Below are 21,587 nucleotides of genomic sequence, written 5' to 3' on the forward strand. Positions count from 1 at the left end.
CGGTTACCTGAAAAGTCTGGTGAGTTAGCCGAAGGCATCCCTGAGCAGTATGGGTAATATCTCGGCGGCGGGTCCCTGGATTGATGATTCCCGCGGATGACTCAGAACGGGTTGCGGGTTGATATGCACCACTGAAGCGCCGTTCTTCAAAGCAATATCCGGAATCAAGGCGGCAGGCTGGACGACTCCGGAGGTGCCAATGGATAAAACCAGATCGCAATCGCCCGCTGCATCGAACGCCTGCTGGAAAGCTCGCTCTGGCAGCGACTCACCGAACCAGACAACGCCGGGCCTGACGGGATTATTGCATCGCAGACACCTGGGAGGACTGATGCTGCGATTTTCTTGCGGATTCTCCAGCCATAGCTCAGCATCAAATCGATGCGGCGCAGCGCAGACAGAACAGCGCGGGGATTGCAAATCACCGTGCAGGTGTATGACGTTACTGCTTCCTGCACGTTCATGCAGATCGTCCACATTCTGGGTAATCAGTGTGAGGCGAGGCACCCGGCTCTCAAGCTGTGCTATTGCGTTATGAGCGCGATTGGGTTGTGTGCGGTGTATCTGCCAGCGGCGCCACTCGTACCAGCTCCACACCAGGTCTGGATCACGTGCGAATGCCTCCGGCGTGGCGAGGTCCATCGGGTCATGTTTTGCCCACAGACCTGTGAGCGCATCGCGAAACGTGGGTATGCCACTTTCTGCCGAAACTCCGGCGCCGGTAAACACAACCACGTGCTCTGCCTGCTTTAACAGAGGTAAAGAGTATGCAATGTCGTCTTGGTTCATGCTTACCGGATCCTGGCATAAGACGTCTTGCTTTTTAGCTTAGACCTTGTTCGGCAAGCTTCAAAGCAGGGGTGGGTTGAACCGATGGCACACCCTGTCTCTAGCTCCTGAAGCTTTACTGCCAAGTTTTAATAAAAAAAGGGCCCTCTCGGGCCCTTTTTAGTACCTATTGCAGCAGCTCACTTTACTCGCCAACTTCAGACTCTGCGGGATAGGTCTTCTTGTACGCACTGCTATGAACCGCATCATCGGTGCCGGGCACTTCGCTGCGGGCCTTTGCATCTTCTGCCATTGACTCGGTTTCGACGCCTACGTCCGTGCCAGCACGCGGGCTCTCTTCATGGATAGTGGTAGGCGGAGTGGTGTCTTCGGCTACGACGGGGGCGGCGATACCCAATGTTGCGATGGCTGCTACGGCTGTAAGCATTTTCATGTTAATCATAATAATCTTCTCCATAGTTGGTTTCGCGGCAAGGAAAAAATACATATGCCGCTTGCCTTCACTTGAGTTGACAGAAAATGAGCACCGGAGTTCCTTTTATCTGCATCGGTAAGCTCTTTGCGCTCTCAAGGATGTCTACACAAAGCTACACACCAGGCTGGATGGAAGGGCATACTCATCCGCATACATTCAGGGGTATTCAAATGAGTATGGAAACCTGGCTGGCCTTTCTGCTGGCTTGCTGGATCATCAGTCTGTCGCCAGGGGCTGGTGCAATAGCATCGCTTTCCAGTGGCCTTAACTACGGCTTCGGACGGGGCTACTGGACGGCTATTGGCCTTCAATTCGGGCTTTTGCTCCAGATTGGTGTGGTGGCGGCGGGTGTTGGCGCGCTGCTGGCGACCTCTGAAACGGCTTTCAGTTTGATCAAGTGGTTTGGCGTTGCCTACCTTCTTTTTCTGGCTGCAAGACAATGGCGCTCTCCAGGGATGGCTGTGGATCCAGAGAGCGGTGTTCGCCCTGTAGGTCAGCCCCTGGCGCTTATGTTTCGTGGGTTCCTGGTCAATGTCAGCAACCCCAAGGCCGTGGTATTCATGCTAGCGGTCTTGCCGCAGTTCCTGAATCCTGCAGCACCAATGACCACTCAATATCTGGTTATGGCAGCCACGATGGTTGTCGTCGACCTGATCGTCATGGCCGGTTATACCGGCTTGGCTTCACGGGTGTTGCGGCTACTCAATTCGCCCGGTCAACAACGCATGCTCAACCGTGTCTTTGCCGCGCTTTTTGGCGGCGCCGCCATGTTGTTGGCTACTGTGCGGCGCGCCAGCATCTAGACTGCGCAGAATGCCTCGATGACCACCGCCATCATCAGCAATGGGTGCATGGCGTTGTTCTCCAGTGCGCAACGGAATCGACCCCTCTGAGCAGAGGACTCTTCGAATGGTTTTTGATAACGCAGAGAAGAGACTCAAGAAGTTGAATCCGGCGCCGTCCCCTCATGAAAAGGTGGGTTCCAGGCTGGTATTGGGGCGAGGGCGCAGCGATGGTGTTATCTGAAGGCGGGCACAACTTTAGGGGTAATCGGCCACCAGGGTGGTGGCCGGCCGATTCTCGTGAACTATTACATCTGTGATTGCAGGAAATTCTCCAGCCCCAGACTATTGATCAGGCTCAGCTGGGTTTCCAACCAGTCGACATGATCTTCCTGAGACTCGAGAATGTTCTCGAGAACCTCGCGACTGCCGTAGTCCCCGGCGGTTTCACAATAGGCTATGGCAGTTCGTAAATCGGGTAGGGTTTTCATTTCCAGTTTGAGGTCGGACTGAAGAATCTCGGGTACATCTTCCCCGATCAGCAACCTGCCCAGGTCCTGAAGGTTAGGCAGACCTTCAAGAAAAAGAATGCGCTTGACCAACTTGTCGGCGTGTTTCATGACATCGATGGATTCGTGGTATTCGCGCTCACCCATTTTTCCCAGGCCCCAATCCTGCAGCATGCGCGCATGCAGAAAGTACTGGTTAATGGCAACCAGTTCGTAGCCAAGAATGCTGTTGAGTTGCTGAATAACCTTTTTATCGCCTTTCATGACCCTGCCCCTCGAATGCGTTTGATAGGTGAGTCTGGAGTGCGGGATAGAGGCTGTCAATTAGTCACGTGGAAAGGGCGGGGAGTGGGAACTGACAAGATTGCCTGCTCCGACCTGTGAGTAAAAGCAGCAATCTGAAGTTCAGGCAGCAAAAAACTGGGAAGTATTCATGGTACTGGCTGATGCACCGGCGAGGCTGGATTCATTCAACAGAGATTTGCAGTCGCGCCCACACTTGCCACATTGGTTTGCTACGTCGAGCGCGTCACGTAAATCGCGCATGTTGCACGCGCCTTCGTTGATCGCGTTGCGAATCTGCTTGTCGGTTACACCCTTGCAAAGGCATACATACATGGAGTTCTTCCCATAGGTAGTCGCTATGTTCTGTATGCTAATGCTAACGAGAATGATTGTCAAACAGGATTCACTTAGTGATCTTTCCTGTTCGTTTTTGCCAGTTCAAAACCATCACGGTAAGCGCAGGCAGCATGGTCAGGGTAACCAGGGTGGCACCGATAATACCGGCCATGACTATTACGCCTACCCCCCGGTAAAGCTCACTACCGGCACCTGGGAGAAACACCAGAGGAGCCAGACCACAGATCGTCGTGATGCTGGAAATCGCAATTGGGCGCAGCCGTGACTCAACCGCCTCACGAACGGCTTCGACCGGATTCATGCCTTCATCCCGCACGTTACGGGTGGATCTGTCGACGATCAAAATGGGATTATTGACCACCGTACCCATCAGAATCAAAAAACCGAGCATAGAGATCATATCGAAGGGCTGGCTGAGAGAGCCGAGTCCCAACGCCTGCATAATCTCACCAATGAGGTTGAGTACAGCGAGCCCGGCAATGCCACCAGCAAAACCCAGGGGTATGGTGAGCATGATGAGCAGGGGATAACCCCAATGACTGAATATGGCCACCATCAACAGATAGACGATGACTAGCGCTACCAGATAGTTATCGGTCAGTGAGTCGCGAGTGGCATCAAGTTGATCAGCGGCGCCAGAAATGGTCAGCGTGACCCCGTTGGGCACCTGGCCGCTTTCCTGCAGATATCCGACTACATCCTCCCGAACAATGGCCACACCGGTTTCCAGTGCGACCGAACGCGGGGGAATGATATTAAGAGTAATAGTCCGTCTACCGTCCTTGCGACGTACTGTACTGGTATCAACCGTCTCCTCGATGGTAACCAGCTCCGAGAGTAGGAGGGTTTCACCAGCCGGCGTATGGACTGCAATCTTGTCCAGGGTTTCCAGCGTGGCGTTGGGACCCTGCTGGTTGTACAGATACATGTCGATCTTGTCGTCTTCGAGGAAGAATTCGTTGACGAATGCGCCATCGGTGAGAACCGCTACAGCAAAGCCGATATCCTCGGTGGTCATGCCAACATCAGCCGCACGATCAAAGTTGGGTTTGACCTGCAATAGCGGCTGGGCCAACGACAGGCTCGATGGTTGAGATTGAACTCTAGGGTCGTCAAAAACGTCTTCGGCTCGACTATAGGCGGCCTGAGCGACTTCATACAGGGACGCAAGGTCGGGGCCGGAAATATCCAGATTGACGCTACGGGTGCCACCGTCGTTGCTGCTGATAATCGAGCCCCGTGCGGCGAAGGCGCGCATGCCCGGGTAGGTCTCGTACTTTTGCTCCAGCGCATCCATCAGGTCGCGAATGTCCGCTGGATCCTTGGACTGGGTAATGATGCGAATACCCTGAGGGGTAACGCCCATGTTGATGTAGGCCATGGCGGGTACTTCGGTTTCTCCGCGCTGATATTCTCCGGGCTCATCATCCACAAAGGGCAGGAAGTAGGCCTGGAGTTCATCGGCATAGCCCTGCATGGTTTCTAGGTTGTAACCCGGCGGTGCGTTCATCGACGCAAAGGTCTTGGGTTCTTCGCCCTCGGGCAGATACTCGGCAGGGGGCGTCAGGAGCAGGACGATAGCCAGACTTGTTCCCAGCGTTAAAACCACGCAGCCTAGGCGCCGCGGGGCGGTAGCGATCAGCCAGCCCAGAGCGCCAATAACCCTGTTACGCACCCGCTCGCGTCCGCCGCCACTGAGAGAGCTGTCCTTGAGTTCCAGACGCGCGCTGAGGGTGGGCACCACGGTTACGGCCACCAGCATTGAAACCAGGATCGAGGCGGCGATGGCAATGGCCACGTCCGAGTAGAGCTGGCCTGCTTCTTCAGTAATAAAAACCACCGGCAAGAACACCATGACGGTGGTGAGTGATGAGGCGAGCACAGCGGGCCAGACTTTCTGAACGCCAGAGATAGCCGCGCGCAGCCGGTCCAGGCCGCGGCGGCGCTCCAGTTCGATGCTCTCCAACACCACAATACTGTTATCCAGCGTCATCCCGATGGCAAAGGCAACCCCTGCAAGGGATATGACATTGACCGTCCTTCCGAACAGCATAAGGCCCAGAAAGGCTGCAATGGTGCAGATCGGAATACCCAGCACGCCAAGCAGGGTGGCGCGGAACGAGCGCAAAAACACGTACATGATCAAGGTCGACAGCAGTGCACCGAGAATAAGATTTTTCCAGACGTTGAAAATCGACGCTTCTACATAAACAACATCATCGGCAGAAAGCTGCAGACGCATACCCGCAGGATTGAGCAATTCCCGATTGGTGAGCTCTACTTCCTCCAGCATGGCTTCCTTGATCTGGATGACATTTGAGCCGCTTTGACGTCGCACGGAGAGACTGATGACCGCGTCGCCGTTGATGAAAGAGCGATCGCGGATCTGGAAATGATCAAGACTTATTTGTGCGACTTCACCCAGACGCACCACGCTGTCACCCTCACGCTTGAGAACCATCGAGCGCATTTTGTCCAGATCCTCGAAGCGCCCTACGGTGCGCAGCAGGTAGCGTCTCTTGCCACTGTTGATTTCGCCGGCCGATACATCCTGATTGCGCTCGGCTATGGCGCTGCGTACCTCGCCCAGGGTGAGATCCCGAGCGGAGAGTTGATCAGGATCAAGGCGGATCTGTATCTGTCGCTGTGCGCCGCCACGAACCTCAATCTGGGCGACATCCGGAACGCTGGACATCCGCGTACGGACATTGTCCTCAATGAAATCACGCATCATGTCCATATCGAGGTTGCGCGGGTTGCCGGGCAGCGGTGCGACGTAGAAATACATGAACGCGTTTGCCGAGAACGACGTGGCCGTCACTCTCGGCTCATCGACATTCTCAGGATAGGAGGGCACCTGGGTAAGGGCATTGTTTACCCGTATCAGGGTTTCGGTGATGTCGACGGCGAATGGGAAATCCAGTTCGATCTCCGCCGAGCCTGTATTGGCACTGGAGGTGATCTCTTCCAGATAGGGAATGTTGCGCAGGAATTCCTCCTGCTCGATGAGAATCTCCTTTTCTATATCCTGCGGGGTCGCGCCCGGCCAACTGGTCTGAACCGTAATGGTCCGGGTTTCCAGGTCGGGGATCATCTGTACAGGAATTCGCAGCGCTGCGATCACGCCCAGTACGCAGATGATCAGTACGCTGACGGTGACCAGGATCCCGTGTCGAACTATCTGCTCGAACATGCCCTCAGCGCTCCGAGTCGATGATGTTTACCTGCTGATCTTCGCGCAATGCTTCGTTGCCTCGGGTGACTACTTCCAGGCCAGTCTCCAGGCCGGAGATGATCTCGACCTGGCCATCGAAGCTCAGCCCCGGTTGCACCTGTCGCTCGGTGACTGTGGCGCTATTATCCTCCCCAGCGCGCTTGATGACCCAGGTAGTGACCCGACCATCCGGGTATCTCAGCAATGCATCTCGATTGACGACTACCCCCCGTTCTCCGTTAGCCAGCCTGAGCGTGGCATCCACTGACATCCCGGCAATCAGCATGGGCGGACTGCTGTCTTCATTCAGTGCAACCCTGAGAAGAAATGTACGGGCACTGTCACTGCTCTGGGGCACTTTGTGCGCCACTTGGCCCGAGAAGCTCTGGTCTGGGTATGCGTCAAAGCGCAAAGTAACCGCAGCGTCTTTTTGAATCATGGGATAGAAACGCTGGGGCACCTGAAAGTCGGCGCGAAGTGGCGCGGTAGAAATGATTTGCAGCAGTCCGGTACCAGGGTCGACCCACTCACCGATTTCCACCAGTTTCTGGCTCAGTGTTCCGGGGAACGGCACTGTTACCTTGTGGCGGCGCAGCTCTGCTTCGCGTTGCCTGATCTCGGCCTCGGCCACAGCCAGGGCTGCGCGCTCGACCTCTACAAGCGATTGACGGGTGCGAATCTCGCTTGCAGCAATGTTGCGCGAGCCCAGGGCCTGAGCTTCAGAGAGGCGGCGTTCGCTATCTGCCACTCGCTCACGGACGCTGGATGTGGCTGCTCGTGCCCGCTGCAGTGCTATTTCGGCTAATTCAGGGTTAAGTTCGAGAAGCGTGTCGCCCGCCTCAAGCTTGTCACCTATGTCCACTTCAAGACTGCTTATCAGTCCTGCTACTTCCGCAGACAGGGTTGCGATTCGGGCGGCGGAAAGCGTTCCGGTCAAGGGCACTTCGTTGACCAACTCCCTTTCACGAACCTCTTCGGTGACTACTCGCGCTCCTCGTTCTACATCCTGGGCCAAGGCAACCGAAGAAAAAGAGCTACCTGACAAGCATGCTAAAGCGATGAAAGACTTCCAGGTCCAGGATCGTGCGCCTACTGTCAGGTTCATGGGCAAAAGGTCCGTTATAAATCAAAAAATCAGGATACACGTGCCCTCTGACCGCGCAACCGCAAGGGCTGGAACAGAAACGTTGTGAAGTAACTTTGTGTGCATCGCTACGCTGGTATGGAACTGATTGCCTTTATTGTCATCTCAGTTAGATAGCAATCGCTTGCTGGGACCAGTAAGCGGTTTTCGATATGACCGACCTTCAGGAGAACGAAATGGATACGCAGCACAAGAATATGCAGATACTTTTCGAGCAGTTGGGAATGGATGGAGACGACGCCAGTATCGAAGCATTTATTGCCGACCATTATCCCCTGTCAAAGGACATTAAACTGTCCGAGGCGTCATTCTGGACTCCCAGTCAGGCCGCTTTTCTCAAGGAAGAGATTGTAGAAGATGCCGAGTGGGCACCCGTTGTTGATGAGCTGAACGCGCGACTTCACGAGAATGCATCCCCTCGATAAGAGCCCGACGCCGGGCGAATGACCGCTCGGCGGAGCGATGTAATCGCTGACGACACGAATACACACGATTTTAGGAAAGCACAACGCGGGGTCGATGTCATAATTGGGGGTGAACTCAAGATCAGCGGAACCACCGCCCAAGGACCTTGCCAATGACCATTGCCGAACAATTTCATGCCTCCGGGACTGCTCTACTACAGAGGACTCCGGCCCTTGACGGCCAAAACCCGGAAAGCAAACGGGCCGAGATAGCTGACTACTACAACGCGGTCTCGGACCGTTACGAGTCCCTTTTCCAAACCCTGGCGTGTGATGAGGCCTACTATAAAAAGGCCATTCCACTGCGCCACCCCCTGATTTTCTATTACGGCCATACCGCTACTTTTTTCGTCAACAAGCTGGTGCTCGCCAAGTTGCTGCCAGAGCGCATAGATCCTCGCCTTGAGTCGATCTTTGCGGTGGGTGTGGATGAAATGAGCTGGGACGATCTCGACGAGACTCACTATGAGTGGCCCAGCGTTGCCGAGGTGAAGGCCTACCGTGAGAAGGTGCGGGCTGCCGTATTGAATCTGATTCATACCTTGCCACTGCAGTTGCCCATTACCTGGAGCGGTTCATGGTGGCCAATCATCATGGGTATAGAGCACGAGCTCATTCACCTGGAAACCTCTACCGTGTTGATTCGCCAGCATCGACTTGAGTACCTGCGTGGCGATGCTGACTGGGCTCCTTCAGGTGAGCATGGTCCAGCGCCGGTCAACGAGCTGTTGACCGTCGCTGGCGGGTCAGTAAGCCTTGGCAAACCCCGTGATGCAATCAGCTACGGCTGGGATAACGAGTACGGTCATCGGGAAGTCGAGCTGGAGGAATTCAAGGCAAGCAAGTACCTGGTGTCCAATGGCGAGTTTCTCGAATTTGTCGAAGCCGGCGGTTATCAAAATGATGCATTTTGGGACGCGGAGGGCACCCAGTGGAAACAGTTTGCCCAGGCGGCTCACCCCACCTTCTGGATTCCCGGTGCCCAATGGCACTTGAGACTGATGACAGAAGAAGTGGATATGCGCTGGGACTGGCCGGCAGAGGTGAACTATCACGAAGCCAAGGCATTCTTTAACTGGAAGGCCGAGCAGAGCGGTAAGCCTGTACGCCTTCCCACCGAAGATGAGTGGTATCGACTTTACGATGTTGCCCAGCCCGGTGAAGTTCCGAGCGATGGTCCTGCGTCAGCTAATCTGCAACTCGATCATGGTGCATCCTCGTGTCCGGTTAACCGTTTTGCCCACGGCGAATTCTTTGATGTGGTGGGTAACGTGTGGCAGTGGACCGAGACACCCATGTATCCCTATGACGGATTCGAAGTTCATCCTCTGTACGACGATTTCACGACGCCGACATTCGATAATCAACATAATCTGATCAAGGGCGGATCCTGGGTCTCCTGTGGCAACGAAACGTTGCGCAGCGCCCGTTATGCTTTCCGCCGTCACTTTTTCCAGCACGCGGGGTTTCGTTACGTGTCCAGTCATGCCAAAGCAAAAGAGCCTAATGCCTATTACGAAAGCGACCGGCAGATGTCGGAATACGCCGAGTTTCATTACGGTGATACCTGGTTCAACGTGCCTAATTTCCCGGCAGCAGTAGCGCAGCTGTGTATTGAAGCCATGGGTGAACGCCCTGCACAAAGTGCGCTGGATCTGGGCTGTGCATCTGGTCGGGCCACCTTTGAACTGGCACGGCATTTCGATCAGGTCACCGGTATCGATTTCTCGGCCCGCTTTGTCAGTCAGGGAGTTGAGATGGCAGAGCAGGGTGTGCTGCGCTACACGCTTACCGAAGAAGGCGACCTGGTGTCCTATCGCACTGCCACGCTTGAGCAGCATGGACTGGAGAACACCACAGACAAAGTCTCGTTTTTCCAGGGTGATGCCTGCAATCTCAAGCCGCAACTGACCGGCTACGATCTGATAATGGCCGTCAATCTTATAGACCGTCTGTATAATCCTGGGCAGTTCCTGGGTCAGGTCCACCAGCGTATCAACCTCGGCGGGTTGCTGGTAGTCGCCTCACCCTACACCTGGCTGGAGGAGCATACGCCGAAAGAACAATGGATCGGCGGATACAAGAAGGATGGAGAAAGCTACACGACACTGGATGGTTTGCGCGACATACTGGGCGACCATTTTGTGCAGATAGGTGATCCGCGCAAACTGGAATTTGTGATTCGTGAAACGCAGCACAAATTCCAGCACAGCTTCTCCGAGGTCACCGTCTGGGAAAGAATCCGCTGAGCTGCAGGCTTGCTGCTCGGCAGCCATAACGGCAACGCAAGGGAGAGCAATACTGTGGCGGTTAAGGCAGCAATCGATTTCGATTTTGATCGGCAGATAGAGCGCAGCAATACCAATTCGGTAAAATTTGATGCGCTCAAGGCGGTGTTCGGCAGTGAGGATGTATTGCCGATGTGGGTGGCAGATACAGATTTTGCTGCGCCTGAGGCAGTGGTTCAGGCATTGGTAGAGCGGGCGCAGCATCCCGTATATGGCTACTCGCTATATCCCGACGGTCTTTATGAGTCGATGATCGATTGGTTCGCAGAGCGCCACAGCTGGAGGATAGATCGCGATTGGATCATGATCGCGCCTGGTGTGGTTCCCTCCCTCCACGCAGTGGCAATGGCCTTTGCCGCGCCGGGTGAGGGTATTGTTGTGCAGCCGCCTGTTTACCCGCCATTTTTTGCAGCAGCGGCAAAAACGGGTCGCTCGTTGGTGATCAACCCCTTGGTTCACCGTGATGGTGAATACACCATGGACCTTGAACAACTCGAACGCTGCGCGTCACAGGCGCGCATCCTTGCTCTGTGCTCCCCGCACAATCCAGCAGGTCGGGTATGGCGCGAAAGCGAACTGCAGGACATGCTCGAAATTGCTCGACGGCACAACCTGCTGATACTTTCCGATGACATCCACTGTGATCTGACCTTCCCCGGCCACAGGCATACCATGCTGGCTTCGCTGGCTACCGAGCAAGACCAGATCATTACCGCAGTTGCACCCAGCAAGACTTTCAATATTGCCGGTATGGGGCTCTCGGCTCTGGTTGTTCCTGATCCTGCACACCGGCAAGCGTTAAAGACCACATTTGAAGCGATGCATATCGAACCTGCCAATCCCTTCAGTATTGTCGCCTTTGAGGCTGCCTACCGGCACGGCGGTCCCTGGCTGGATGCGCTGCTCGAATATCTGCAGGGTAACGTGCAACTGGTCAGCCGCTATCTTGCAGCGCACCTTCCCGAGATTCGTATGGATGAACCCGAGGGCACTTATCTGCTCTGGCTCGACTGCAGCCGTCTGGGTATGAGCGACGCCGAACTGAAATCCTTTTTCATTCACCAGGCACGAGTCGGAATGAACCCCGGCACAAGCTTCGGCGATGCTGGTAGTGGTTACATGCGTCTGAACATTGGTACGCAGCGGGCTGTTGTGCAGGAAGCACTGGAGCGTATTGCACTCGCTGTGCGCACACTGAAAAACCGCTGAGAGCTGACGTCTCAACGCCGCCCTGACGGTTGTGCCGCACCAAACTGCAGATGTGCCAGTCGTGCATACAGCGGGTTGCTTTCAATCAACTCGTTGTGTGTCCCCAGCGCAACAAGCTTTCCACCGTCAACCACGGCAATCCGGTCTGCATGCTTTACCGTGGCCAGTCTGTGGGCAATTACCAGTGTGGTCCGTCCCTTCATGAGTTGGGGCAGCGCTTGCTGGATAAGGTGCTCGCTCTGGGCGTCCAGGGCACTGGTGGCTTCGTCCAGCAGCAGGATGGGCGCATCGGTGAGCAAGGCGCGCGCAATCGCCAGGCGTTGCTTCTGGCCTCCGGACAGGCCCAGTCCCGCGTCGCCCAGGTGCGTGTCGTAGCCCTGCGGCATCTGTTGAATGAATTCATCAGCATGCGCCGCGCGTGCCGCGGCCATGACCTCGGAAAGGTCAGCCTCTGGACGCCCGTAGCGGATGTTTTCTGCCACGCTGCCGTGAAACAGTGCAGGAGTCTGTGAGACCAGAGCAAAGCAATGACGTAGATCAAGGGGATCAAGTTGGCGGATATCGCACCCTTCAAGGGTGATGCGGCCTGCCGATGGATCAAAAAAACGTAGCAGGAGATCAAACAGAGTGGATTTACCCGCGCCTGATGGACCAACCAGTGCCAGGGTTTCACCCGGGGTTACCTGCAGGCTGAAATGGTCGATCGCATTTACCTCTGGCCGGCCAGGATAGGCGAAGCTCAGGTCATCGAACCCAATATTGCCCAGCACCGCGGCAGGTAAATGGCAGCGCTCGCTTTCAGGTGGCGGAGCAATTTCGCTTTCGGTGCGCAGTAGTTCGGCGATCCGCGCTCCTGCACCGGCTGCACGTTGCAGCTCACCGATTACTTCGCTGAGGGCCCCGGCTGAAACGCCGACAATCAGGCTGTAGAAAACAAACGCTGCCAGTTCGCCACCAGTTATGCGACCGGCGATTACGTCCATTCCTCCTACCCAGAGCATGATACCGATCGCGCCCAGCACCAGTAGAATGACCACGAAGGTTAGCCAGGCACGCTGGCGAATCCGGTGGCGAGCAACCTGGAAGGCCTCCTCAACGACACCTGAGAAGTGGGCTTTGTCCTGGGACTGGTGGTTATAGGCCTGGACTGTCTTGATTTGCCCGAGTATTTCTCCCACATAGCTACCCACATCAGCTACCCGATCCTGGCTCAGGCGCGACAAAGCGCGTACCCGTCGGCCAAAAAACAGGATTGGCGCTATCACCAGGGGGATGGCAAGCATCACGATGCTGGTCAGTTTCGGGTTGGTGATGAATAGCAGTATGACGCCGCCTAGCAACATCAGCGCGTTACGCAGGGCGATGGAGACGGTGGAGCCGATTACTGATTGGAGTACGGTCGTATCTGCGGTCAGGCGCGACTGGATTTCAAGTCCACGGTTGCTCTCATAAAACCCCGGATGTAGCTCGACCAGATGATCAAAAACCTGGCTGCGTATGTCTGCGACGACTCGCTCACCGATCCACGACACCAGGTAGAAACGTGCGAAAGTCCCGATAGCCAGTGCCAGAATCAACACCGCAAAGATTGCGACGGACTGGTTGAGCAGCTCCGGTGATCGGGTTGCGAAGCCCTGGTCCACGAGCAGACGCAAACCTTGACCCAGCGAAAGGGTAATGGCTGCGGTAAAGGTCAGGGCCAACATGGCCCCGAGAACCTGCCAGCGGTAGGGCGCAATAAACCATCTGGCTAATGACAGGGCTTTTCGGGTTGAGGCAGGGGCTGAGTTCATGGCATGTCCGGTCGAGCTCGTAGGTTGCCTATGGTACTCTTGCCGGCGTTTTTTTCTCGACTATTCAGCCCTGGAACTCTTTCTGATGAGCTCACGAAATATCTGGACCCACAAAGGCACTTTTTTGCTCGCCGCCGTCGGCTCGGCGGTCGGCCTGGGCAACCTCTGGCGCTTCCCTTATCTGGCAGGTGAAAACGGTGGTGGTGCCTTTATTCTGGTCTACGCCGTAACCATCGCGATGGTCGGTATTCCGATTCTGATCGCCGAGACTCTGCTTGGCCGCTCCAGTCGTAGAAGTCCGATTCTGGGCATGCAACATCTTACCGAGAGCCACGGTACCAGCCGAGGCTGGAGGACGATTGGCTGGATGGGGGCAGTTGCCGCCTTTCTTATCCTAAGCTTCTATTCAGTTATCGCCGGTTGGGCAATTCACTACACGCTGCAGATGTTTTCCGGTGCCCTGGCTGGGGCAGACGCCACTGAGATTGGCGCATCCTTTGATACTTTGCTGGCTTCTCCGGGATTGCTGATCACCTACCACACCCTGTTCATCGCTGCCTCGGGCCTGATTGTCGGCATGGGTGTACACCGGGGTATCGAGGGCGGTCTGCGCTTCATGATGCCGGCACTCTTTCTGATTCTGCTGGTTGTACTCGGGTACGGGGTAATGGTTGGCGATGCAGGTGCTGCATTGAGCTTCCTGTTCACTTTCAATCTTGCCGATCTGACCCTGGAGGGATGGCTGGAAGCCATGGGGCAATCGTTTTTCACCCTGAGTCTGGGTATGGGCGCCATCATGGCCTACGGCGCTTACATGTCTGACGAGGCCTCGCTTACCCGTACCGCTATCGCCATCGCCCTGGTCGACACAATGATTGCTCTCATGGCCGGCGTCGCGATCTTTGCCCTGGTATTTGGCAGTGGTCTGGAGGCGGGGCAGGGGCCGGGTCTGATGTTCGTAACCCTGCCTATAGCATTCGCCGAACTACCGGGCGGTTCATTTCTGGGAGGTGTGTTCTTCATACTGGTTATCGGAGCAGCGCTGACCTCAGCCATTTCATTAATCGAGCCGGTCGCAGCCTGGCTGGTTGAGGGTTTTGGGTTCAGTCGTCCGCTGGCCGTTCTGATAATGGTAGTTGCTTGCTGGCTGCTCGGACTGCTGACGGTGTTCAGCTTCAACATCTGGTCGGAGGGCACGATTACCCATGAGTTATTTGGCCGCTCACCCTTCGATGTGCTGGAATTCATCACCAATATTCTGATGCCGTTGGGCGGATTGCTGATTGCCTTGTTTGCCGGTTGGGCACTGACTCGTGAGCAGGTCATGGCACAGATGGCGACCAATGCAAGCTGGTTTGCGGTATGGCAATTTCTTGTGCGCTTTGTCGCGCCGACTGCGGTTGCCTTTGTATTTCTGCGCACCATTCCGCAAATAGAAGGCAACGTGGTGCCCGCAGTACTTGCCTTGCTGATGATTGTTGCCTTCACCGCTGGACGGACCTTCCTGGTCCGCCGCTGATCCCAGTGCCGGACAGGCTCTTTGTCTGTCCGGCTTTGCAGTCACACCCCCAGGGCCCTTTGCTGCAACACTGTGTTTCCGGCAGTTGTGGCCGATTTCTGGCATCATGACCTGCTACGCACCGGAATCTTCCGCCGTCGCTAATCGGAACACGTCATGCCCTTCAACATACTGCTCATCCTTGGTGGGCTCAGTGCCTTCGGCCCCCTGGCGATTGATCTTTATCTGCCCGCCTTTCCAGCCATGGCTGAGTCCTTTGGTACGGATATAGAGCATATTCAACTGAGCATGTCGGTCTACTTTCTGGGCCTGGCCTCAGGACAGATTTTTTATGGACCGTTGGCCGATCGTTTTGGTCGGCGTAAACCGCTGCTCTTTGGTATCGGTCTTTTTGCCCTTGCCTCCCTGGCCTGCGCTCTTGCTCCAACACTGGAGTGGCTGCTGGCTGCCCGTTTCGCCCAGGCACTTGGTGGCTGTGCAGGCATGGTTGTAACCCGTGCCGTGGTTCGCGACCTGTGCAAACCGATTGACGCTGCCAAGGCATTCTCGCAACTGATGCTGGTTATGGGCGTTGCCCCCATTCTGGCTCCATTAGGCGGTGGCTTGCTGCTCAAGCTTGGTGGATGGCCATTGATCTTTCTTTTTCTTGCGGTCTTTTCAGCACTTTTTGCGTTTGCCGTATTCTTCGGCCTGCGCGAGACCCTTTCCAATCTTCAGCCGCCTGCGGCGCTTTCCAGTGCCTTTGGCAGATATCTGCAACTGCTGCGCGAGCCAGTGTTCATGTTCCATGCGCTGACGGGGGGCATAGCGATATCGGGTATGTTCGCCTATATCGCTGGTTCGCCCTTTATCATTATCGAGCTATACGGCGTACCCGCGGAGCATTTTGGTTGGTTCTTCGGTGCCATTGCTGCTGGTTTCATCCTGTTTGCCCAGTTCAACAGTCGCATGCTCCGGCGCCGGCCGCCCGTTAAGCTTTTACAGCGCACTACGCTTATCTATCTGGTGTGTACATTCTGGTTGCTGGGTACGGCTCTCTGGCAGCCTGATGCGCTCTGGCCTTTGTTGTTGCCATTATTCGGCAGTGTTGCGGTCGTGGCGTTGGTGCTACCCAACTCTTCGGCGTGCGCCATGGCGGGGCACGGGCATCAGGCTGGTGTGGCTTCGGCGTTGATGGGAACCATGCAGTTCATCATCGCCGGTATTACCTCAGCGCTGGTGGGTGTTCTGCACAATGGTACTGCGGTGCCAATGGCAGGGGTGATGGCCGCCTGTGGAGTCCTGGTGGTTCTTATGGCGCGCCAGGCACGTCGGGCAGGCGGGCTGGATTTCTAGCGCACTACCCGATAGCTGCCCAGCGGTCGGGTCAGGCCAACACGATCAAAATACTCAAGGACAGCCACACTGTGGTTGCGGCCAATACCGCTGCGATCACGAAAGTCTGCCGTGGAAATATGACCATCATGATGGTCTGCTGCCAGACGTCTCGCGTCATCGAACAGCCGGTCAGCATCGGCGGGCAGCAGATAGCGGTTTCGGGCTACGTAAACCAGCAGCCCTGCGATGCTGAGTCGGTCCAGCCAGGCCACTAGTTCATGCTTGTCGACTGCCAGCTGAGTGACAAGATCCCCTATCACCGGTGGACGGGGGCTGCAGTCTAGAAATGTGCGATGTACCCGGTCAAACCATTCAAGTAGCTGCGCCGCGGGCTTTGGCTCATGGGTCAGCAGGTGCAGACAAGGCCCGGTCTGCCGCAGGCGGCGCTTGTCCAGCTCCTGACGCAGTATTACCGCCAGTACTCGGCTATCTGCTGCCAGAGCCAGTTGTTCGGCCAATTGCGGCCGAGTAGGACCCAGCAGTTCAGGGCAGGTCTGGTGATACTGGGTAACCATGGCTAAAGCTTGCTCAGACAGATTATCCAGGGCTGAACGACGCCACATCCAGTCCCCAATCTGCAGCCTGTCCCGGTAAGTTGACGAAACAGCCTCTAGCCCGCGGCTGAGCGTGAATCGCTGGATATCGACACCTTCTGGTTGAACGTCGAGCATGGCCTCCAGTGCCTGATGGCTATCGACATTATCCATGGCTTTGATGACGGCAAGACGCTCAGGTTTCTGACGACCGCGCTGGGGAGCAAAGGGATCGACGATCACGCCACTGCCCAGCAGCGTTCTTGAGGCAGGATCGCGAACAATGAAGTGATCTCCGTGAAAGCAGCACAATGGCCGCTCCAGAACCCATTGACCGTAGCTGACGGAAGACTCCAATCCCTTTAGCGGCACCAATCTAGCGTTTACAACGGCGCTGCCGATATGCAGTTGTACGTTACCTCGCAGGCTCTGCTCCTTGAGACAGAGTCGTGCATCAAACCTGTTGGTAGGAGCCCTTGTTCCCTTGGCCAGAAGCTGGCTGCCGCGCCCGAAGGCAGCGTCTTCGAGGTCGCCGCTCAGGTTGATGGCGCAACGTTGGCCGGCAAGTGCCCGTTCTGCCTCCTGGTGATGAATCTGAATACCCCGAACGCGGACTAGTGCGCCGTTATCGGAAAGCTGCAGCGAGTCGCCGACTTGAATCTGACCGCCGAGCAAGGTGCCGGTGACAACCGAACCCAGACCCGGCTGCTTGAAGTGACGGTCGACGATCAGACGAGCTTGTCCAATGGGGTCCGGCTTCGGCGTAGAGGATGCCCACAATTGTAATTGCCCTTGGATCGCCTCCACTCCGGTACCGAGCAGGCTATCGACCCGAAAGCATACTGGATCACGGGCGCCTTGCTTTTGAACGAGACCCAGAACGTCCTGCTCGATTATCTGCATCTGTTCAGGTGTGGCCAGAGCGCTTTTGCTGATTACAACCATGACTTGCGGGATGTTCAGCAGCCCGATCAGCTCAATGTGCTCATGTGTTTGCGGCATCACGCCGTCGTCTGCGGCGACAACCAGCATCATTGCATCTACACAGCCGATGCCGGCGAGCAGGGTTCGCATGAATTTTTCATGGCCGGGCACATCGACAAAATCGATGCTTTGTTCCGGGGTGCCTGAAAGATAGGCGTAACCCAACTCAATACTGATACCGCGGCGCCGTTCCTCCTCAGTACGGTCTGTGTGCTGTCCAGTCAGTGCCTTGATCAGCGCTGTCTTGCCATGATCCACATGGCCGGCAGTGGCAACAATCATGTCGTCGTATCGCGGGCAAGCTGCTCGAGCAGTTGTTGTTCCTCATCCAGGCATCGAAGGTCGATGAGCAGACGGTTGTCGTGAATCCGACCAATCACAGGTATTGGCATATTCAGCAGGGCGCGCTGCAGTATCAGCAGTTGGCGGTTAGCCGAACGAGCAGGACCGCTGGGTGTGAACGCAATCGCCTCACTGGGTAATCTTTCGATCGGTAGTGAGCCACTGCCAATCTGCCCCATGACCTCTATCCTGCTTACGGTAGCCCGGTCGCGTGCCCACTGGCGCATGGCGGGAAGCAGGCGCTGGGCCTGGTCGGCAATATCAGCGTGGGGGCGGCTCAACCAGCGCAGGGCAGGCAGGCGCTTTGCCAGGGTTTCGGGGCTTGCATAGAGACGCAGCACGGCCTCGAGCGCCGCCAGGGTGACCTTGTCGCAGCGCAGCGCACGTTTGAGCGGGTTCTTTTTCAGCTTTTCGATAAGGCTGCGTTTACCAACGATAATCCCCGCCTGGGGCCCGCCGAGCAGTTTGTCGCCACTGAAGGTTACCAGATCGGCACCGGCACTCAGGCTGTCCATCGGTGTTGGCTCATAGGGCAGGCCCCACTGGCGCATGTCGATCAGGCTGCCACTACCAAGGTCCACGGCGTATGGCAGACCGTGGGCATGGGCGCTGTCGGCGAGTTCGCGCTCGGCGACGCTGGCAGTAAATCCCTGAATGACATAGTTGCTGGTATGGATGGTCATCAACATGCCTGTTCGGGAGCTTATTGCTTCATCATAGTCACGTCGGTGTGTGCGATTGGTGGTGCCCACTTCATGCAGTTTCGCCTGTGCACGACGCATGATGTCAGGGACTCGAAATGCGCCGCCGATCTCTACCAACTCCCCCCGTGAGACCAGCACTTCCTTGCCCTTGGCAAGGGTGTTGAGGGTTAAAAGCACCGCTGCCGCGTTATTGTTGACCACGGTTGCTGCTTCGGCGCCGGTCAGGCGACATAGCCAGGCCTCTACGTGACTGTCTCGGTCTCCGCGCTTGCCCCTGTCCAGATCGAATTCCAGATTGCTCGCACCCCGAGCCACATCGCACATGGCCTGTATGGCTTCCTCGGGAAGTGGCGCACGGCCCAGATTGGTATGCAGCACGGTCCCGGTAAGATTAAACACTTTGCGCAATGAGGGTGAGAGGTAGGCATGCAGCTCTCTCTCGATGTCCGCGGTGAAACTGTCTGGTTCACAGGGCTGTCTGGCAGTGCGTAACCTGTCCAGCTGATGGTTGACCAGACGCTTTACCAATGTCAGGCCATGTTGTTCTGCCAGCACGCGGATAAGGGGCCAGTTGAGTATCTGGTCCATGGCGGGGAGGGTGCGGCGGGTATCCAGCTCGGTGGTTAACACGGTGGAATGAGCCTCGTGATCGGTGAAAGAAGAGCTTCGGCTGAAGGCACCTTGGTACGGTGCCAATCAGCCTAAACTCCAGACGGGCAGGGCCCGCCACGATCACGCGCCTTGCAACGTCAATGCCTGCAGAATGTTATCCAGTGCCTGGTCTGCCAACGACCTGAGCTCATCATCGGTACGGTCCTGAATCGGGTGTTGAACGAAGACCATCTTCGGCTCCATACCCAATGCCTTGGACTGCATTTTTGCAGCATCGATGAACTCGGTAGAGGCTATGCCAACACCGGGGATCTGTCTGCCTTCCAGGTCGCCTATATCATGCATACAGCACGAGGTACAGGAACCTCAGTCGGCCAGCCCTTCTACCAGCACATCACACTCACTGGCGATCTGTTGTTTCAGATCCGTGGGTGCGATGCGCGCAAAGGTGGGCTTGCGATAGCGTTTAACCTCGATACCGCGCTCACTGAGCAGCTCGTCCAGACGATCCAGCAACACGTTGCCGCGTGCCTTGGAAATGTCCAGTAGGCCGACAGTCAGGCCGTCGAGCGTAGCCGGCCGGGTCGATAGACTTCGGCTTGCCGCAGAGCGCTCGGCGGTCGGGTCGAGCAGTACGGTTGGCGATGTCATGCCAATACCTCCTTGCTAACCGGGGTGGAGCCGGTTGGGCCAGAAGCAGCCCAGCCAGCGATTACAGCGGAAAACAGACCGGCCGGGCCACCGGCGCGCACGATCAGTAATCCACCAGGTCGAAACTTGGGTAGATCAGCACCGGCAAAATTTTCCGGCATGCCTTCAGTAATATCCTGGGCACCCATTACCAGGTCCTTGCCCGGCAGGGTCAACAGCTTGCCCAGCTCTTCATACAGGCGGGCCTTGCTCCAGCCTGCATCGGTGAAGACTCGGCAGTGCTCTGGTGAAACCACCAGCATTGCATCACCGTGCATGACAAGTTTGTGATGGTCGACCGAGCGCAGCGACAGCGCAAAGCTTCGTGCCAGAGATTCGGGCGTGCGGGATTTCTGGTCAACTATGGCCTGCACACCTTCCGCGGCGAATAGAGTCACCACTGATTGGTCTGAGGTAAAACCCCGTTCCACTGCCAATGACTCCCAGTCACTGTCTTCCGCTTCGGCAAAGCAGAAGGTGTATTTGCCCGGGGTGCCCATGGTGGCGCGATCGATTTCGCCGGGGCGGCCGCCTCCGACGTTGCGTACGACCAGTTGCAGGGCTCGGCCAATACTGGCATTGGCGCGGTTGCCCTGACCCAGGCAGTTGACGCCGGAGTTCATGCCCACCCGCTTGGCGGCGGGACCGTTCACCAGCACCAGTGGACTTGCAAACATCGTGGTACAGAGCAGACCATGCATGCCGAACTCGTCGATCAGGGCTGCTTCAACTGCCGCCAGCACCAAAGGCATGTATTCGGGTTTACAACCGGCCATGACAGCATTGATAGCGACCTTTTCCACGGTGCAGGGGACCAGATCAGGAGGCATCAATCCCAGCACGTCATCAGGTTTGCGCGAGGTACCCTGAAGCATGCGATAGACGCGCTCGGGGGTAGGCGGGACAACGGGCAAGCCGTCGCTCCAGCCCCGTTCGTGGCAGGCCTCGATCGGATCTTCGCTGTCACCTATTTCTATTTCTCGGGAACTGAATTTGATCGCACCAAAGCGAATGGCAAGCCTGTCCGCAATGCCAGGGTCCTGGGTCTTGGAACCGCAGCCCGGTCTTGATGCCGGTAGCTCGGCACCAAGCCCGGTAAGTCCGGTGAGCTTCTCCCAGTCTTCGCGAAACCAGCCGTAAGTGCGCTCGACTTCGTCTCCCTTTTCACGCTTGATCAATGTGGGAACAATTTCGCAGCCCAGTTGCCAGGACCATTCCAGGGTGTCGTCAGCGATTTGCTCTCCCTGGCCCACATCGAAATCGGCGGTATCCTGCACAATCACTGTGAGGGGAAGTGATCCACTGGCTAATTGGGTGAGCACAGGTTCGATCAGGGCGCAGGTAGGACATGCGCGCTTGAGTATGACAATGAGTCCATCAGGTAGTGTTTGCATACGTGAGTTTTAGCAGCTTATGGCTGCCAGGCAAGCACTATCATCAGGTTTTATGGGGTGAGGCCGTTGTCGCATATCGAGACAAATAACCTCGACGCTTTTTGTGCAAGCAAGGTCGTTTGT

At 56.4% G+C, this 21,587-nt stretch carries 17 protein-coding genes; 6 read left to right on the top strand and 11 right to left on the bottom strand.

Features of this window, described 5'->3' with window-relative positions:
• Positions 1-24 precede the first annotated feature (24 nt).
• Both AAC076_RS02740 and AAC076_RS02745 read right to left on the bottom strand, forming a co-directional pair.
• A complete protein-coding gene (locus AAC076_RS02740) occupies positions 25-789 on the bottom strand; it encodes an NAD-dependent deacylase (protein ID WP_339842838.1) in 765 nt (254 codons plus the stop codon).
• A 184-nt stretch (positions 790-973) separates the two neighbouring features.
• Entirely contained in the window at positions 974-1,231 is a 258-nt protein-coding gene (locus AAC076_RS02745) for a hypothetical protein (protein ID WP_339842839.1), read from the bottom strand.
• Positions 1,232-1,434: 203 nt separating this feature from the next.
• Between AAC076_RS02745 and AAC076_RS02750 the strand changes: the two genes are divergently transcribed.
• Positions 1,435-2,067, top strand: a complete 633-nt coding sequence (locus AAC076_RS02750) for a LysE family transporter (RefSeq protein WP_339842840.1) — start codon at positions 1,435-1,437, stop codon at positions 2,065-2,067.
• Positions 2,068-2,354: 287 nt separating this feature from the next.
• Here the strand turns inward: AAC076_RS02750 and bfr are convergent, their stop codons facing one another.
• From bfr to AAC076_RS02770, 4 genes are all read right to left on the bottom strand, one after another.
• Positions 2,355-2,819, bottom strand: coding sequence for a bacterioferritin (gene bfr, locus AAC076_RS02755; RefSeq protein ID WP_339842841.1), 465 nt, complete (start codon positions 2,817-2,819; stop codon positions 2,355-2,357).
• 141 nt (positions 2,820-2,960) lie between these two features.
• Entirely contained in the window at positions 2,961-3,173 is a 213-nt protein-coding gene (locus tag AAC076_RS02760; protein WP_339842843.1) for a bacterioferritin-associated ferredoxin, read from the bottom strand.
• Between the two features lie 70 nt (positions 3,174-3,243).
• Positions 3,244-6,390, bottom strand: coding sequence for an efflux RND transporter permease subunit (locus AAC076_RS02765; protein ID WP_339842844.1), 3,147 nt, complete (start codon positions 6,388-6,390; stop codon positions 3,244-3,246).
• Positions 6,391-6,394: 4 nt separating this feature from the next.
• Complete coding sequence (locus AAC076_RS02770; RefSeq protein WP_339842845.1) at positions 6,395-7,516, bottom strand: efflux RND transporter periplasmic adaptor subunit; 1,122 nt, start codon at positions 7,514-7,516, stop codon at positions 6,395-6,397.
• Positions 7,517-7,731: 215 nt separating this feature from the next.
• On the opposite strand from AAC076_RS02770, the gene AAC076_RS02775 reads away from it, so the two are divergent.
• From AAC076_RS02775 to AAC076_RS02785, 3 genes are all read left to right on the top strand, one after another.
• Positions 7,732-7,980, top strand: coding sequence for a DUF2789 domain-containing protein (locus AAC076_RS02775; protein ID WP_339842959.1), 249 nt, complete (start codon positions 7,732-7,734; stop codon positions 7,978-7,980).
• A 152-nt stretch (positions 7,981-8,132) separates the two neighbouring features.
• Positions 8,133-10,268, top strand: a complete 2,136-nt coding sequence (gene ovoA / locus AAC076_RS02780) for a 5-histidylcysteine sulfoxide synthase (RefSeq protein WP_339842846.1) — start codon at positions 8,133-8,135, stop codon at positions 10,266-10,268.
• 54 nt (positions 10,269-10,322) lie between these two features.
• Positions 10,323-11,516 (top strand): pyridoxal phosphate-dependent aminotransferase, encoded by a 1,194-nt coding sequence (locus AAC076_RS02785; protein WP_339842847.1) that lies wholly within the window; start codon positions 10,323-10,325, stop codon positions 11,514-11,516.
• 11 nt (positions 11,517-11,527) lie between these two features.
• On the opposite strand, the gene AAC076_RS02790 is transcribed toward AAC076_RS02785, so the two are convergent.
• Positions 11,528-13,309, bottom strand: coding sequence for an ABC transporter transmembrane domain-containing protein (locus AAC076_RS02790; protein WP_339842848.1), 1,782 nt, complete (start codon positions 13,307-13,309; stop codon positions 11,528-11,530).
• Positions 13,310-13,394: 85 nt separating this feature from the next.
• Between AAC076_RS02790 and AAC076_RS02795 the strand changes: the two genes are divergently transcribed.
• A complete protein-coding gene (locus AAC076_RS02795; protein WP_339842849.1) occupies positions 13,395-14,828 on the top strand; it encodes a sodium-dependent transporter in 1,434 nt (477 codons plus the stop codon).
• Positions 14,829-14,984: 156 nt separating this feature from the next.
• Positions 14,985-16,163, top strand: a complete 1,179-nt coding sequence (locus tag AAC076_RS02800) for a multidrug effflux MFS transporter (protein WP_339842850.1) — start codon at positions 14,985-14,987, stop codon at positions 16,161-16,163.
• On the opposite strand, the gene selB is transcribed toward AAC076_RS02800, so the two are convergent.
• The 4 genes from selB to AAC076_RS02820 form a co-directional block, all read right to left on the bottom strand.
• Positions 16,160-18,004, bottom strand: coding sequence for a selenocysteine-specific translation elongation factor (selB, locus tag AAC076_RS02805; RefSeq protein ID WP_339842851.1), 1,845 nt, complete (start codon positions 18,002-18,004; stop codon positions 16,160-16,162). The genes AAC076_RS02800 and selB overlap by 4 nt on opposite strands.
• Complete coding sequence (gene selA, locus AAC076_RS02810; RefSeq protein WP_339842962.1) at positions 18,001-19,398, bottom strand: L-seryl-tRNA(Sec) selenium transferase; 1,398 nt, start codon at positions 19,396-19,398, stop codon at positions 18,001-18,003. The genes selB and selA overlap by 4 nt, the downstream gene beginning before the upstream one ends.
• A gap of 102 nt (positions 19,399-19,500) precedes the next feature.
• Positions 19,501-20,031: a UGSC family (seleno)protein gene (locus tag AAC076_RS02815; protein WP_339842852.1), complete on the bottom strand. Its 531-nt coding sequence runs from the start codon at positions 20,029-20,031 to the stop codon at positions 19,501-19,503.
• Entirely contained in the window at positions 20,028-21,464 is a 1,437-nt protein-coding gene (locus AAC076_RS02820) for a hypothetical protein (RefSeq protein ID WP_339842853.1), read from the bottom strand. The genes AAC076_RS02815 and AAC076_RS02820 overlap by 4 nt, the downstream gene beginning before the upstream one ends.
• Between the last annotated feature and the right edge of the window lie 123 nt (positions 21,465-21,587).

This window comes from uncultured Halopseudomonas sp., assembly GCF_963977355.1.
Classification (GTDB): Bacteria; Pseudomonadota; Gammaproteobacteria; order Pseudomonadales; family Pseudomonadaceae; genus Halopseudomonas.

What these genes read in the sequence shown, in the direction of transcription:
- AAC076_RS02740 (WP_339842838.1), bottom strand. Translation starts at nt 789, where the DNA reads ATGAACCAAGACGACATTGCATACTCTTTACCTCTGTTAAAGCAGGCA.
- AAC076_RS02745 (WP_339842839.1), bottom strand. Translation starts at nt 1,231, where the DNA reads ATGATTAACATGAAAATGCTTACAGCCGTAGCAGCCATCGCAACATTG.
- AAC076_RS02750 (WP_339842840.1), top strand. Translation starts at nt 1,435, where the DNA reads ATGAGTATGGAAACCTGGCTGGCCTTTCTGCTGGCTTGCTGGATCATC.
- bfr (WP_339842841.1), bottom strand. Translation starts at nt 2,819, where the DNA reads ATGAAAGGCGATAAAAAGGTTATTCAGCAACTCAACAGCATTCTTGGC.
- AAC076_RS02760 (WP_339842843.1), bottom strand. Translation starts at nt 3,173, where the DNA reads ATGTATGTATGCCTTTGCAAGGGTGTAACCGACAAGCAGATTCGCAAC.
- AAC076_RS02765 (WP_339842844.1), bottom strand. Translation starts at nt 6,390, where the DNA reads ATGTTCGAGCAGATAGTTCGACACGGGATCCTGGTCACCGTCAGCGTA.
- AAC076_RS02770 (WP_339842845.1), bottom strand. Translation starts at nt 7,516, where the DNA reads ATGAACCTGACAGTAGGCGCACGATCCTGGACCTGGAAGTCTTTCATC.
- AAC076_RS02775 (WP_339842959.1), top strand. Translation starts at nt 7,732, where the DNA reads ATGGATACGCAGCACAAGAATATGCAGATACTTTTCGAGCAGTTGGGA.
- ovoA (WP_339842846.1), top strand. Translation starts at nt 8,133, where the DNA reads ATGACCATTGCCGAACAATTTCATGCCTCCGGGACTGCTCTACTACAG.
- AAC076_RS02790 (WP_339842848.1), bottom strand. Translation starts at nt 13,309, where the DNA reads ATGAACTCAGCCCCTGCCTCAACCCGAAAAGCCCTGTCATTAGCCAGA.
- AAC076_RS02795 (WP_339842849.1), top strand. Translation starts at nt 13,395, where the DNA reads ATGAGCTCACGAAATATCTGGACCCACAAAGGCACTTTTTTGCTCGCC.
- AAC076_RS02800 (WP_339842850.1), top strand. Translation starts at nt 14,985, where the DNA reads ATGCCCTTCAACATACTGCTCATCCTTGGTGGGCTCAGTGCCTTCGGC.
- selB (WP_339842851.1), bottom strand. Translation starts at nt 18,004, where the DNA reads ATGATTGTTGCCACTGCCGGCCATGTGGATCATGGCAAGACAGCGCTG.
- AAC076_RS02820 (WP_339842853.1), bottom strand. Translation starts at nt 21,464, where the DNA reads ATGCAAACACTACCTGATGGACTCATTGTCATACTCAAGCGCGCATGT.